Raw genomic sequence first — 14,321 nt, forward strand, 5'->3', positions numbered from 1 at the left:
GCTTTTTTTGTTATTGTGCGCCAGGCATGGCGCGTAGCGCCTTGATTGGCGCTGTTCCGGTACGCGTGGTGGCGGCCGGATGACTTGGTGGTGAAAGTCCACTATCGGCCCGGCAAGGGGAACGATTAGCCGAACGGCAAGGGTGTCCACCGCGAGGTGGAATCTGAAGGAAGCCGAAGGCAAAGCACTGGCCCGACGAACAGAAATCGCATAGGAGGCGGTCGCCGTGGGTGAGGAGGCAATTATCTTCAAAGCCCCATTCTTGCACGGAAACGGTGGACGTAAATGCGGCGGGTATAAGTGTGAAGGTCACGTGTCTTACCCTGGGAGCTCTGCTGTCCTGCCTCTGGCTACGGCCGTCGCGAGGCGGCCGGATGGGATAGCAGATGTCAGCAGACGCCATAGTAGGTCTGTTACCGCAGACTGAAGGGCTGAACATGTCATACGAATCGGGAGCTCTGTGCCTTGATGACCCTGAACATCGCAGATACAGCCGCTGAAAAGGCGCTGCTCACCGACGCGGATGGCGGGCGGAACCCGTCAGAGTCCCCGGCTGAGGCGATGCCGGTCACAGCGGAGACAGACCCACTTCCGAGCGGGGCCGATGTCGATCTGATGTCGGCGGTACTGGCCCGTGGCAATATGCTGCGGGCCTTCGATCGGGTGCGCCGCAACAAGGGCGCCCCCGGGGTTGATGGCATGACAGTGGCGGCGCTCAAGCCCTACCTGCAACGTCATTGGCCCCAGATCAAACAGCTACTGCTGGACGGGCGTTACCGTCCGCAACCGGTGCGCAAAGTGGAGATCCCCAAGCCCGGTGGCGGTGTCCGTATGCTGGGCATTCCGACGGTGGTTTCATAATGCACCTCCTGCAGTAGGCTTTTGCATGCCTTCACCTTTTTTGATCTTGGCGGAGTGGCGGACCCAGGTCTCCAGCTCGTTTTCTTGCTGGGGGTTCAGGACAATCCAGTAGGGCGCTCCGCGCCTGAGCTGCCGTGCTTTGATTACAGCATGCTGAATCCAATAATGGACCACATGGATGCTGACGCCAAAGCGGTCAGCGACTTGCTTGACGGATAGCTCCTCAGGCCGCTTGAGGTCGGGATGCGTAATCGCGTAACGATAGCGGATCCAACTGATCATGGCGGCGGTAAAAGGCTTGTCCTTGGCGCTGAGCAGCCCCTCCTCGTTAAGACATTGGGCGATGTCGACGTCACTGAGCGTCTGCGCCAATACGCGTACGCGCTCAACGGTCTCGGCGCCGTAACGCAGGCGGTCCGCTATCTTGGACGGGAGGGTCACCACCACATCCGTACAAGCGCCCCCTTGCCAGCGCACGTGGAGCAGCGCCTGCGGCTCCCCTCGGGCCCGCTCGACCGTGATGTCCTTGATAAGCAGACGCAACAGGCGTTTGCGGTCCTTCGCCGACGTAGTGGGCGCGCGCCACAGGCGGGGAAAGTCTTGCGCGAGCGCCAGCACCTTGGCCTTCTGTTCAGCCGTAGCCACCCGCGCCTCACAGCGCTGCTGCTCGGCGTATTGGGCTTTGAGGGCTTCGAGCTGCTCAAGGGCGGCGTTCCAGCGTTGTTCCAGGGTCGCGGCGACCAGACGATTGCTTGGGTCCACCTCCTGGTAGCGTCGCTCGGCCAGCTGAGCCTCGTAGGCGGCGCGCTCCAGGCGCATCTCCCACTGCCGCAACGCAGCCGCGTCCCGCTCCTCCAGTTGCTCGAGGGCCGACACTGCCAAGGTGAGCTGGGCCGGCCGCAGCGCGCTCAGCACCTGTGCTGCGATCGCCGTATCCAAAGCCTCGCAGCGCAGTGTCATGCAGGCGGCGGTGGCCAGTCCCTCGCGCCGTCGCCAGTTGCACTCGTAGGCAGGGTAGCGCCCCCCGTTACCCCGGTAGCGCACGGTAAGCTTACGCCCGCAGCAGCCACAGAGCAGAAGTCCCTGGAGCAGGGCCATGCCTTCGCGTGCCGGACCGCTCAAGACCCTCGCTTCGCGGTTGGTGCGGTTTTGCGCCAAGCGCGTTTGATTGTCCTGGTATTCCTGCCAGCTGATATAGCCCGGGTGATGGTCCGGCAAGGTGATCAGCCAATCCGCATGGGGTACGGCCTGGCTGCCCTGCTGCACCTCGCCTTCGGGGGTGACGGTCCGGCGCGACTGATAGCGGCCAAAGACATAGGTCCCGGCGTAGCTCGGATTTTTCAACAGGCCGAGCACACGGCTGTGACTGAGGCGTCCCCACACGAGCTTGCCATCCCAGGCGCCGCCGTAAGCGCGCTTGGGAAAACGCAACGCCAGATCCGCAAAGCGCTGTACCACGGCATAGGCGCTGCCGGTTTTGTGAAACAGCTGAAACACCAGGCGCACCGCCCCGCGCACTTCTTCATTCGGGTCCAGCACGATGTGCCCCTGGTCGTCGTAGCACAAGCCGACCGGCAGTGGAAAGCGCAACTCCCCCTTCTTGGCCTTGTTTAACTTGCCGCCCTGGAGGCGCGCGCGCAGAAAATGCAGCTCTGCCTGCGCCAGTGTGCCCTTGAGCCCGAGCAGGAGGCCATCGTTGAAGTCGGCAGGGTCGTAGCTGCCGTCTTCGTCGATGACCAGTGTGGCGGTCAGGGCACAGAGTTCGATCAAGCGATGCCAATCGAGGTTCGAGCGGGCGAGTCGTGAGGCCTCCAGCGCAAAGACGGCACCGACCTGGCCCATCGAGACATCCGCGATCAGGCGCTTGAAGTCGTCCCGTCCGCTCATCTGCGCGCCCGACACCCCCAGATCCTTGTCGAGGATCCGAATGGCCGTCGGCGGCCATCCCAGTGCCTGGGCCTTCTCCCGCAGCCCGTACTGGCGTTCGGTGCTTTCCTGGTGGAAGCGCACCTGCCCCATCGTCGACTGGCAGATATAGATGTACGCGGGCTTCGCCCGGTGTTGCTCGGTCACTGTTGCACTCATCGCAGGCCTCCTCGTTCGCACAGAATGGGGTCTCTTGATCGAGCCAGGCTTCGAGCATGTTGGCGATGAGGGTGGTGGCTAGGGCCAAGTCGAGGGTCTCGGTGAGCGTCGTGGGGGCGTCGCTCGCCGGCATGGCTCAGAACGCCTCGCGGCGGTGGAGCAGTTCGCGGTTGATCGCACAGAGTTCGTCGAGGATCTCGCGAATGCGCCGGTAGTTGTCCAGGTACGCGGTCACTTGGGCTTGATAGTCCTGCGGCACGTAATCCATCTGCGGCCGCGCCCCGGTGCGACTGACGGAGAGATAATACTTGGGGCCGTGACCGGGGCCTTTGGCGCATTTGCAGCCGGGTTTGCCACAGCGTTTGTAGCGTTCGATGAGCGAGCCGCGCAGCACGGCTTCCAATGGCGGAAGCTGACGTAGTAGCGCCTTGCGGCGCCGGCGCAGGCTCGCCGAGGCCTTGTCCTGCATGCCTATCAGACCACGTTATTAACTGGTCTGATATTGGTTCAGCTGTGCTCATTCGTCAACCCTCCTGTTGGGCGCCAGGGCTTCCACAAGTTCAGCAAGCTGGAGCAGTGCGTCGAACTCGGCCAGCAGGGCAGGTCCATCAGGCGTGCCGCCGGGCGATGGCTCGCCCCAGTCGGTCCATTCGCGAGGTACGGCGAAGGTGGCGAGCTCCGGGTGCCGGAGCATGAGTGTCTCGATGCCGGAGACACGCCGGGTCTTTAGGGCTTCGAGGTAGCGTCCGTGCAAGGGATGGAAAGGGTGGGTGATGGTGGCCGATCCCAAAACCGCATTGTGCGCCAGTGCAGTTCGCGATGACCGTCCCCAGTGTCCTCGACCGCCTGATCCAGCAGGCATTGCATCAGGTACTGAGCCCAGTGTTCGAGCCGACGTTCTCGGCGCACAGCTACGGCTTCCGTCCGGGCCGCAGTGCCGCGCAAGCGGTCCAGCAAGCCCGTACTTATATGGAAGAAGGTCGCCGCTGGGTGGTCGACGTCGACCTGGAGCAGTTCTTTGACTGTGTGAACCACGACATCCTGATGTCCCGGGTTGCACGCAGGGTCAAGGACAAAGGGGTGCTGAAGCTGATCCGGGCCTATCTTCAGGCCGGCATTCTTGAGGGTGGGATAGTGGCAGTGCGGCAGGAAGGCACGCCGCAAGGCGGCCCGCTCTCGCCGCTGCTGTCCAATATCCTGTTGACCGATCTGGATCGGGAACTGGAGCGCAGAGGGCATCGCTTCTGTCGTTACGCGGATGACTGCAACATCTATGTGCATAGTCAGCGAGCCGGCGAGCGTGTTCTGGCTTCTTTGACCGGATTCCTCGAGACGCGCCTAAAGCTCAAGGTAAACCGTGCCAAGAGCGCGGTGGACCGGCCATGGAAGCGCAGCTTCCTCGGTTATACGGTCGACACGCGCCAGCGGAATATCCGCTTGAAGGTCGCCGAAAAACCACTTGAACGGCTTAAGAGCGCCTTGAAGCTGGCGTTCCGCAAAGGCCGGGGACGGAAGATCTACCGGACGGTGGAGATGCTGTCCCCGAAACTGCGGGGCTGGGTGAACTACTTCCGACATGCGGACGTGAAGGGGGTCTTTGAGCAGCTGGACGGCTGGATCCGCCGCCACCTGCGCAAGATCCTGTGGCGTCAGTGGAAGCGCCCGTTCACCCGCGCCAAGATGCTGATGCGGTTGGGGTTGTCTGAAGAACGCGCGTGGCGCAGTGCCACCAATGGGCGGGGCCCGTGGTGGAACTCAGGCGCCTCGCATCTGAATCAGGCGTTGCCAAAAAAGGTGTTTGATCGAATCGGACTGGTATCGCTAATGGCTCAATACCATCGGCTCAAAAGTATGACATGAACCGCCGTATACGGAACCGTACGTACGGTGGTGTGAGAGGACGGAGGCCGTGAGGCCTCCTCCTACTCGATTGTCGTTAGTAGAGGGGCAAAGCAGACGCCGAGCTCGCTCTTTATAACCCAAGGCGAAGGTCATAGGTTCAAATCCTGTCCCCGCTTCCTGGGCTGGAGAGGGGCTGGATGCCGGAAGGGCTGCAGGTATTTTTCGTTTAAAATCATGAAATTGTTGGTTTTGAGCGGTTCTTTCGAAATAAAGCGTGTGAGGGCTCGATAAGGGGGTTGCGCTTGCGGTTGGGCCTCTATATTATACGCCCCACGTTGATGCGGGGTGGAGCAGTCTGGTAGCTCGTCGGGCTCATAACCCGAAGGTCATAGGTTCAAATCCTGTCCCCGCTACCATATTTTTAAGTCGGTAATTAGTATTATTGGCTTTACAAAAAAGGCTCGAAGTTGATGAAACTTCGAGCCTTTTTTGTGTTTGTACGGAAAAAATAAAATCGTCGGGCTCGCTCTTTATAACCCCGGGCGAAGGTCATAGGTTCAAATCCTGTCCCCGCTACCATATTTTTAAGTCGGTAATTAGTATTATTGGCTTTACAAAAAAGGCTCGAAGTTGATGAAACTTCGAGCCTTTTTTGTGTTTGTACGGAAAAAATAAAATCGTCGGGCTCGCTCTTTATAACCCCGGGCGAAGGTCACAGGTTAAAATCCTGTCCCCGCTAGCATATTTAGACGCTGAATATTTGTAATTTTTAGCTAAACGAAAAAGGTCTGAAGTCGAAAGATTTCGGGCCTTTTTTGTTGCTGAGCAGTGAGCAGCAAGAGTGTAAAGCGTCGGGCTCGCTCTTTATAGCTGCAGCGAAGGTCGTGGGTAGGAGCGCGGGTGTCGCTCATGGGGTTGGATATAAGGCTGGAGTCGGATGATTGCGGCCTTTTGTGGTTATGAGGTGGGCAGGCCGGTTTTTTGTGCGCGGTGGCGAAGGATGGCTTCGCTCTCAGTCACCATCGAGCCTGGGAGGCTGGTAAGATAGGTGCGCCTGTACAACGTATTACCAGACAAAGAGAACCCTAATGAAAGACAAGCCCGCTTACATCCTCCGGGTATCCTGCCCCGGCCGCGTTGGTATCGTTGCCGCCATAGGTAACTTCATGGCGGATCGCGGTTGTTTTATCAAGGAGCTGCATCAGTACGATGACCTGAACACGGGGCGCTTTTTTTCGACCATCGAGTTCGTTTTCGAAGGTAGCCAGAAGCCCAGTGTTGAACAGGTGAAAGCGGCGTTCGAGGTTACGGCACTGCGCTTTGATATGGAGTGGGAAATCCATGATGCCACCGAGCCTGCCAAGGTGCTGATCATGGTTTCCAAATATGACCATTGCCTGCGTGATCTGCTCTATCGCCGTGCCACCGGCGAGCTGAATATCGAGATCACGGCGGTGGTATCCAATCACGAAGATCTGCGTTACATGGCCGAGCGTGAGGGCATCCCCTTTGTGTACCTGCCGGTGACCAAGGCCAGCAAGGTCGAGCAGGAAGCGGCCTTGCTGCAACTGGTCGAAGACACCGGCACCGAGCTGGTGGTGCTGGCGCGCTACATGCAGGTGTTGACCGATACGCTGTGCACGGCACTGGCCGGGCGCTGCATCAATATCCACCACTCCTTCCTGCCGGGCTTCAAGGGCGCCAAACCCTATTACCAGGCCTATGAGCGCGGTGTGAAGCTGATCGGTGCCACGGCGCACTATGTAACCGGGGATCTGGATGAAGGCCCGATCATTGAGCAGATGGTGGAGCGCGTCGACCATGGCCATGACCCGCAGCACCTGACCCAGGTTGGTCGTGATATGGAAGCCCAGACACTGGCCCGTGCTGTGAAGTATCATGTGCGCCGCCGCGTGTTTCAGAACGGACTGCGCACCGTCGTTTTTTAGAACAGAAGCTGGGTGCTAATGGGCCTGCGCGGGCCCATGACAACCTGCAGAACAAGGGAACAACAGATGAGCGAACTCGCACAGCATCAGCAACTGACCAGCCCTAAGGCCGCCCTGATTGATGGCAAGGCTTTTGCCGCCCAGGTGCGGGGCCAAGTCAAAAGCGGGGCAGAGGCATTTAGCGCTGTAGAGGGGCGTCGGCCCGGGCTTGCGGTCGTGCTGGTGGGGTCTGATGCCGCCAGTCAGGTGTATGTGCGTACCAAGGTGCGCCAGGCCGCGGAAGCCGGTATTGAGTCCTTTGCGCACCTGCTGGATGTCACCACGACCCAGGCGCAGCTGCTGGCCCTGATCGACGCACTGAATGCGGACGACTCCGTCGACGGTATTCTGGTGCAGTTGCCGCTGCCCGCCGGGCTGGACGAGTCGGCAGTGATCGAGGCTATAGATCCTGCCAAGGACGTGGATGGGTTCCATCCCGTTAATGTCGGGCGCCTCAGTGCCGGTCAGCCGTCACTGGTGCCCTGTACGCCACTGGGCTGCCTGTTGCTGCTGCAGGACCGCCTCGGTGACCTGTCCGGTCTCAAGGCGGTGGTGGTGGGTCGCTCCAATATCGTCGGCAAACCCATGGGCCAGTTGTTGCTCAACGCCAATTGCACGGTGACGACTGTGCATTCGCGCAGCCGCGATCTGGCCGCGGAGTGTCGCCAGGCGGATATTCTGGTGGTGGCCGTGGGACGTCCCGGCATGATTACGGCGGATCACATCAAGCCCGGCGCCACTGTGCTGGATGTGGGCATCAATCGGCTGCAAGACGAGGCCGGCAACGGCCGCCTGGTCGGCGATGTCGATTTTGCTGCCGCCAGCGCCGTAGCGGGCGCCCTGACGCCGGTGCCGGGTGGCATTGGTCCCATGACGGTGGCCTGCCTGCTGCGCAATACCCTGACGGCGGCACAGTTGCGCCGGGCCTGAGCGCAGCACGTATTTGCCACACTCCCTGCGTGCCTGGGCATTGCCAGGGGCGCGCGGTTATTGCTGGAATATCCTGCGTTTGAGGCACTATAGTCAAAGTTGTCACTCAGCTGTTTTATAGACAGGACAACGCAGGATATTGCAGATGAAAACGCTGGATGTCGACTTTGTCACGCAATGGCTCGGTCGAGCCTATTTTCACGAACTCTCCACCTTTGGTGCCCTGTCCGAAGACTCGGTGCGCTTTCTGCTCTGCGGCGGGCGTTTGTTGCAGTTGCATCGGGGTGACCTGCTGTACCGCGCAGGGGATCCTGCGGCCGAATTTTATGTAGTGCTGCACGGGGATCTGAGTTTCTACAAGCAGTCCGAGGGGCAGGATGTACTGACGCGGCATTTTCAGCGCGGCGAGCTGCTGGGTTTCGATGGCATGATTGGGCTGCACGCCCGTTCAGGTACCGCGGTGGCTGGCGAGGACGTGGTGGTGCTGGAGATCGGCAGCGCGCTGTTTTTCGATCTGCATACGCTGTTCCCCGCCGACTTTGGCCTCATGATGATCAACTTGTCGCGCGAGCTGTCGCGGGAGATCGCGCTGCTGGAGAATGTGATTGGCCAGAGTATTGGCTGGCAGTCTCCGCAGGATGAGACAACCTCCAGTGACTGACCCTGCCGTGCTCCTGTGACGGGTCCTGAGCTCAACTCCCTGATGAATCCTCTGACTCATGCTGCTACTTATTACTGAGCCTGCGTCTACCCTGCGCGCCGCAGCGGGTATGATGGCTGACCTCAGACTCTTTTCACCCATCAGCAGGGCCGCGCTATGAAACATCGCTCCTATCATCCGGAGGCGGACGATTCCAGCATCAATCTGCAAACCCTCAAGGCGCTGATTCCCTATCTGCTGGAATACCGCAGCCGCATTCTGCTGGCGCTGGGCTGTCTGGTGGCGGCCAAGGTTGCCAGCGTCGGCATGCCCTTTATTCTCAAGCATATAGTGGATGCCATGGACGCCGGTGCCGGCACCCTGGTGGCGCTGCCCCTGGGCCTGTTGCTGGCCTATGGCTCGGTGCGGTTTGTGAATGTGCTCTTTGGCGAGATCCGCGACACCCTCTTCGGTCGCGTAACCGAGCGGGCCATGCGTCGCATTGGCCTTGCGGTATTCAACCATCTGCATGCGCTGGAGCTGGATTTTCACCTGAATCGCAGCACCGGCGGCCTGTCGCGGGATATCGAGCGCGGCGTGTCCGGCGTCAGTTTCCTGATGCGTTTCATGGTGTTCAACATAGTGCCGACACTGCTGGAAATTGCCCTGGTGATAGGCCTGCTGCTGTACAACTATTCCGCCTGGTTTGCCCTGATTACACTGGTTGCCGTGGTGGCCTATGTAGCCTATTCGGTGGTCGCCACGGACTGGCGTACCGGTTATGTGCGGGCTGCCAACAAGGCCGATTCGCAAAGCAACTCCCGGGCCGTGGACAGCCTGCTGAACTACGAAACGGTGAAGTACTTCACCAACGAGGGCTACGAAGCCGGCCGCTACGACCGGGATCTGGAGGAGTGGGAAGTGGCCAGGCGCAAGAATCGCCTGACGCTCTTTGCTCTAAACGGCGGTCAGGCGCTGATTATTGGTCTGGCGATGACCGCCATGATGGTGCTGGCCGGGCGCAATGTGGTAGCAGGCAATATGACGCTGGGCGACTTCGTACTGATCAATGCCTTTATGATGCAGCTGTTTATGCCGCTGAATTTTCTGGGTTTCGTCTATCGGGAAATGAAGGGCTCCCTGGCCAATATCGAGCGCATGTTTGCCCTGATGCGCCGGGCGCCTGCGATCCAGGATGCTGCGGAAGCCAAAGCGCTGCAGATCAGTCGCGGCGAGATCGAGTTCCGTTCGGTGGATTTTGGTTATGGGCCTGAGCGGCAGATACTCGATGGCATCAACCTGCGTGTGCGGCCGCGACAGAAGGTGGCGGTGGTGGGGGCCAGCGGCTCCGGCAAGTCGACCCTGGTAAAGCTGCTGTTCCGGTTTTACGACGTGGGCGCCGGTACTGTGCTGATTGACGGCCAGGATATCCGCTCGGTGAGCCAGGACTCCCTGCGCCGCGCCATCGGCATAGTGCCGCAGGATACGGTTCTGTTTAACGCCTCTATCTATGAAAATATTCGCTATGGCCGTATTGATGCCACCGAAGCTGAGGTGAAAGAAGCCATTCGGCTGGCGCATCTGGATGATTTTATCGCCCGCCTGCCCAACGGGCACGATACCCTGGTGGGTGAGCGTGGACTCAAGCTCAGCGGCGGTGAAAAGCAGCGCGTCGCCATCGCCCGCACCATTCTCAAGCGCCCGCCCATTCTGGTGTTCGACGAGGCGACCTCATCCCTGGACAGCCGTTCGGAGCGCAGTATTCTGCAGGCCATTCGCGAGGTTTCCCGCGGCCAGACAAGCCTGGTTATCGCCCATCGCCTGTCCACCATCGTCGATGCGGACCATATTGTCGTGATGCAGGAAGGACGTATCGTTGAGCAGGGCAGTCACGAGGCGCTGCTGGCGCAAGGCGGCAGCTATGCGCACCTGTGGCAGATTCAGCAGCAGCAAAAACAGCATGAACCCGCCGGTGACGAAGTGGTCGGTTAGCCGTCAGTCGGGCAGGCTGTCGTGAAGAGCTTTCCAGGCCTGGTAGGTGCTCAGAAAGATGCGCCCGCTCAGGTGCTGCAGGAAGTCACTGTTGCGCAGCGCATCCGTCACAGGCCCCTTGACCTCGCTCAGGTGCAATTCAATGCCTGCGTCCTGCAGACGGGCGTTAATGGCCTCCAGTGCTTCCAGTGCCGAAGCGTCTATATGGTTCACCGCAGGGCACATCAGAATCAGGTGCCGCAGTGTTTTCTGCGTCGCCATCTGAGCGTAGATACGGTCTTCCAGAAAGCGGGTATTGGCAAAATAGAGCCCTTCATCGATGCGCAGAATACAGAGCGCCGGGTCAGTTTCCACCGCGTGGCGCTGTACATTGCGAAAGTGTTCGCTGTCGGGTACCCGGCCGACAATGGCGCTGTGGGGACGGCTGGTGCGGTGCAGGTAGAGCAGCAGTGACAGCACAACACCGATGATAACCCCCGAGGTCACGCCTGTGAGCAAGGTTGCCAACAGGGTGGCCAGTAGCGCCAGGCCATCATGGCGTGAGTAGCGCCAGGTGCGTGCAATGGCACCCAGGTCCACCAGGCTGAGTACGGCCACCATGATGGTCGCGGCCAGTACGCTGAGTGGCAGGAAGTAAATCAGTGGTGTCAGAAAGAGTGTCGCCAGCGCAATCCCGACCGCGGTAAAGGCGCCTGCGGCAGGGGTGGCGGCCCCGGCATCGAAATTTACCACTGAGCGGGAAAAGCCGCCGGTCACCGGGAAGCCGCCGGACAGCGAGGAGGCAATATTGCAGGCCCCAAGGCCAATCAGTTCCTGGTCCGGATCTATGCGCTGGCGGCGCTTGGCGGCGAGAGTTTGCGCCACCGAAACGGACTCTACAAAGCCGATGGTGCTGATCAGCAGTGCCGGTAGCCATAGCTGCTCAAGCAGCGCCAGCGACACATGAGGAATTGTTAGCGCGGGCAGGCCGGCCGGTACCGCGCCGAGAATACGCAGCCCCTGGGTATCCAGATTGAGCCAGGCGGTCAGGGCGGTGGCACCGATCACGGTGATAATCGGGCCGGCTTTGGCGATCAGGTCCGCAAGCGATACTGGGCATCCAAGGCGTAACAGTGCGGGCTTGAGTCCACGTCGTACCAGCAGCAGAAACAGCACAGATCCGGCGCCAAGCGCGAGCGTGATGGTGTGAATATCGTGGCGGCTTTGCCACAGGCTTTGCAGCAGTTCCCACAGGTTGTGCCCCGAGGCTTCAACCCCCAGCAGGTGCTGCAGCTGGCTGGCGGCGATGATCAGGCCAGATGCTGAAATAAACCCCGATATCACCGGATGACTCAGAAAATTGGCGACAAATCCGAGTCGCAGCAGCCCCATGGTCAACAGCATCAGGCCGCTGATCAGTGCCAGCAGGATGGCCGCGTTGAGGTAGCCGATGCTGCCCTGCAGTGCGATCTGTCCCACCACGGCGGCGGTCATCAGTGACACCACGGCCACCGGGCCCACCGCCAGGGTGCGGCTGGTGCCAAAAAGGGCATAGGCGATCAGCGGCAGTATGCTGGCGTAAAGGCCGGCTTCGGCCGGCAGGCCCGCCAGCAGGGCGTAGGCCAGTGACTGCGGAATCAGCATGATGGTAACGATAACGGCCGCCAGCAGATCGGCGGCCAGGTCCGCGCACTTGTAGCCGGGCAGCCACTGCAGTATGGGGAAATAACGTTGCATGGCGCACCGGGTACTTGGCTGACAGGAGGACATCAGCTTAGCGCATATTCAATTTAGCGATAAGCTTATTCTTTTGTTGAATGTTGGCAGTGATGATAGAGACAGAAGTCTGGGCAGACCCTGCTGCAGGTCCATCCGGCAGGGGCTCAGCTTTTCGGGAACAGGCTGTCGCCCAGGGTATCGATGGCGTTCCTGGCTTTTTGCAGGGTGATTTCGTTGCACAGGTCTCGGCTGGGGGCCTGATCTGCGCGAATAAAGACATGCTCGCGGACTTCGCCATCCACTGTTTTGCGAATCAGGCCGCCGACGCCAAATTGCCCGCCCAGACTGCGCGGCTGCAGAAAGATCTCATATCCCTTGTATTCAATGGGCTCGCCGAGGCTTTCGGCTTTCTCGCCCTGGCCGCTGTCGCCTGCACCCAATATCTTTTTCAGTAATGCACCCAGACCCATCTGGCTCTCCTGTTCAGTTTTTGATGATGTGTGTGCAGCCTGGCGTCCATGAGGGGCGTTTGCGTGCTGCAGCTGTGGTCAGACGGTAGCCTCTGGCAGGGGCGGAGGCAAGGGAATCTAGCAGCCTGTTGGGCTTGGCCGGTCGTAGCGAGGGAAAGGCCGATTTGAGTTAGTTTTTGAGCTCTTTTGAGGCAAATAGTGGTTCTATTCAACAATAAAGAGAACAAGAAATAACCAAAGTCGGCTTTTCCGCAGTAGATCAGTGTTAAGTCCGACAGGCTGCTAATCGCCTCAGCGCCTGAGCTCATCGTCGCGGTAATGGGAGTCTGTCCAGCAGCGCGGCAGGCTTTCACCGGAGAGGAAAATCAGATCGCCCTTGTCGAAGTCCTCGGGATCCTGCGCTTCCTCGCCATGATTGTAGCGGCCGGAAATGGAGAGCGTAAATGGATTGAACAGGTCTGTCAGGGCGAGAACCTCCACCATGTTACCCGTGGATTTTTGTTTCAGGAACATGACGCACGCCTCCTGCTAATGCTGATTGTTAAGCCTGGGTCGCCGCTGCTATCGCTCAAACCTAACCTCTTGGCTTGAGTGAGAGCCTGCGCCAAAGCCTTTAACACAGCATAGGTGATGTTGATTTGGAACGCAGTGCATCCCTTGCCTAGTGCCGCGTTCTTAGGTTTGGGGCCTGGTATTGCGTGTGCGATAGCGAGAGTTTTTTATCACAGATCGTGGTTTCTCATGCAGACGCTTCATGTAAATGGGGCTGCTGGCGCTGGTGCTACGCCGGTTTTCAGGCTCTTTCCTTATCTTTAACCAACTGATGCGAAAGGCTTTACGGTCTTTCTGGCGGCCTGGCCTGGCGTTTGAACGGTCTGCGATACCGAACTTATTATCACAAAACATTATTGTTAACGATTATGTTTTAAATATTGTGTATTGAATTGTTTTTTTGTAAAACTACACAGGCACCTCAACCAAGCGAGAGAGTGACGATGCAAATTCGCGTAATAAATCCAAATACAACGGCGAGCATGACCGAGAAAATCGGTGAGGCTGCACAGCAGATAGCGGCCCCTGGCACCCGGGTGGTTGCCACCAATCCGCGCAGTGGTCCTGCGTCTATCGAGAGCCATTTTGACGAGGCCATCAGCGCCGTGGGCGTACTGGAGGAAGTACGAGCCGGCGAACTCGAGCAGGCAGACGCCTACATCATTGCCTGCTTTGGTGATCCGGGGCTGCTGGCGGCACGGGAGCTGACACGGGCGCCGGTGATCGGGATTGCAGAAGCTGCGTTTCACATGGCCACGCTGATCAGCACCCGCTTTTCCATCGTCACGACCCTGGGTCGCACCGGCATCATCGCCGAACACCTGCTGCAGTCCTACGGCTTTGCCCATCACTGTCGGCGGGTTCGGGCGGCGGAGATTCCGGTGCTGGATCTGGAAGACGGTGGCAATGCCGCGCTGGATAGGATCATCGAGGAATGCCTGCGCGCCAAGGCGGAAGACAACATAGGCGCCATCGTGCTGGGTTGCGGTGGAATGGCGGACCTGCGCGAGCAAATCAGTCGCGAAGTTGGGCTGCCGATCGTCGAGGGTGTCACCGCGGCCATGAAACTGGCGGAATCACTGGTCAGCCTGGGGCTGGGTACCAGCAAACACGGGGATCTCGCCTTCCCGCGGCCCAAGGCCTTTAGTGGCCAGTTCGAGTATCTGTCCGGGCCTGGGCGCTGAGCTTTTGGCTAAAGCAGTATTAGTGACAACCGCTGTACAAGAAGACGTGTAACAAGGTGATCGAGTAAACCGGAGTCGT

General features: G+C 59.5%; 13 protein-coding genes and 1 tRNA gene. 8 read left to right on the top strand and 6 right to left on the bottom strand.

What is annotated here, in order from left to right; translation table 11 throughout:
* Positions 1-468: 468 nt before the first annotated feature.
* Entirely contained in the window at positions 469-861 is a 393-nt protein-coding gene (locus A8C75_RS05445) for a reverse transcriptase family protein (protein WP_067379197.1), read from the top strand.
* Here the strand turns inward: A8C75_RS05445 and A8C75_RS05450 are convergent.
* The 3 genes from A8C75_RS05450 to A8C75_RS05460 form a co-directional block, all read right to left on the bottom strand.
* Positions 856-2,946 (bottom strand): recombinase family protein, encoded by a 2,091-nt coding sequence (locus A8C75_RS05450; protein WP_067379199.1) that lies wholly within the window; start codon positions 2,944-2,946, stop codon positions 856-858. The two genes, A8C75_RS05445 and A8C75_RS05450, sit on opposite strands and share 6 nt — an antisense overlap.
* A 136-nt stretch (positions 2,947-3,082) precedes the next feature.
* Positions 3,083-3,415, bottom strand: a complete 333-nt coding sequence (locus A8C75_RS05455) for a DUF6788 family protein (protein WP_067379202.1) — start codon at positions 3,413-3,415, stop codon at positions 3,083-3,085.
* A 48-nt stretch (positions 3,416-3,463) separates the two neighbouring features.
* Positions 3,464-3,808: a DUF5372 family protein gene (locus tag A8C75_RS05460; protein ID WP_227819839.1), complete on the bottom strand. Its 345-nt coding sequence runs from the start codon at positions 3,806-3,808 to the stop codon at positions 3,464-3,466.
* Between A8C75_RS05460 and ltrA the strand changes: the two genes are divergently transcribed.
* The 6 genes from ltrA to A8C75_RS05490 all read left to right on the top strand — a co-directional run bounded on the left by ltrA (position 3,730) and on the right by A8C75_RS05490 (position 10,338).
* Complete coding sequence (gene ltrA, locus A8C75_RS05465; protein WP_227820002.1) at positions 3,730-4,806, top strand: group II intron reverse transcriptase/maturase; 1,077 nt, start codon at positions 3,730-3,732, stop codon at positions 4,804-4,806. The two genes, A8C75_RS05460 and ltrA, sit on opposite strands and share 79 nt — an antisense overlap.
* 321 nt (positions 4,807-5,127) lie before the next feature.
* Positions 5,128-5,204, top strand: a tRNA-Met gene (locus tag A8C75_RS05470).
* 672 nt (positions 5,205-5,876) lie between these two features.
* Positions 5,877-6,737, top strand: coding sequence for a formyltetrahydrofolate deformylase (gene purU / locus A8C75_RS05475; protein ID WP_067379214.1), 861 nt, complete (start codon positions 5,877-5,879; stop codon positions 6,735-6,737).
* A 66-nt stretch (positions 6,738-6,803) separates the two neighbouring features.
* The gene (folD, locus tag A8C75_RS05480) at positions 6,804-7,706 is read left to right on the top strand and encodes a bifunctional methylenetetrahydrofolate dehydrogenase/methenyltetrahydrofolate cyclohydrolase FolD (protein ID WP_067379216.1); all 903 of its coding nucleotides are present in this window, start codon (positions 6,804-6,806) and stop codon (positions 7,704-7,706) included.
* A 145-nt stretch (positions 7,707-7,851) separates the two neighbouring features.
* The gene (locus A8C75_RS05485; protein WP_067379219.1) at positions 7,852-8,367 is read left to right on the top strand and encodes a Crp/Fnr family transcriptional regulator; all 516 of its coding nucleotides are present in this window, start codon (positions 7,852-7,854) and stop codon (positions 8,365-8,367) included.
* A 156-nt stretch (positions 8,368-8,523) separates the two neighbouring features.
* A complete protein-coding gene (locus A8C75_RS05490; protein ID WP_067379222.1) occupies positions 8,524-10,338 on the top strand; it encodes an ABCB family ABC transporter ATP-binding protein/permease in 1,815 nt (604 codons plus the stop codon).
* Positions 10,339-10,341: 3 nt separating this feature from the next.
* Here the strand turns inward: A8C75_RS05490 and A8C75_RS05495 are convergent, their stop codons facing one another.
* From A8C75_RS05495 to A8C75_RS05505, 3 genes are all read right to left on the bottom strand, one after another.
* A complete protein-coding gene (locus tag A8C75_RS05495; RefSeq protein ID WP_067379223.1) occupies positions 10,342-12,054 on the bottom strand; it encodes a SulP family inorganic anion transporter in 1,713 nt (570 codons plus the stop codon).
* A gap of 146 nt (positions 12,055-12,200) precedes the next feature.
* On the bottom strand, positions 12,201-12,506 hold the full coding sequence (locus tag A8C75_RS05500; protein WP_067379225.1) for an HlyU family transcriptional regulator: 306 nt from the start codon (positions 12,504-12,506) through the stop codon (positions 12,201-12,203).
* Between the two features lie 291 nt (positions 12,507-12,797).
* Positions 12,798-13,019 carry an acetyltransferase gene (locus A8C75_RS05505; protein WP_067379229.1) on the bottom strand — a complete coding sequence of 74 codons (222 nt, stop codon included), beginning with the start codon at positions 13,017-13,019 and terminating at the stop codon, positions 12,798-12,800.
* 482 nt (positions 13,020-13,501) lie between these two features.
* On the opposite strand from A8C75_RS05505, the gene A8C75_RS05510 reads away from it, so the two are divergent.
* On the top strand, positions 13,502-14,242 hold the full coding sequence (locus A8C75_RS05510) for an aspartate/glutamate racemase family protein (protein ID WP_067379232.1): 741 nt from the start codon (positions 13,502-13,504) through the stop codon (positions 14,240-14,242).
* The last annotated feature ends 79 nt before the right edge of the window (positions 14,243-14,321 follow it).

The organism is Marinobacterium aestuarii (assembly GCF_001651805.1).
Lineage (GTDB): Bacteria > Pseudomonadota > Gammaproteobacteria > Pseudomonadales > Balneatricaceae > Marinobacterium_A > Marinobacterium_A aestuarii.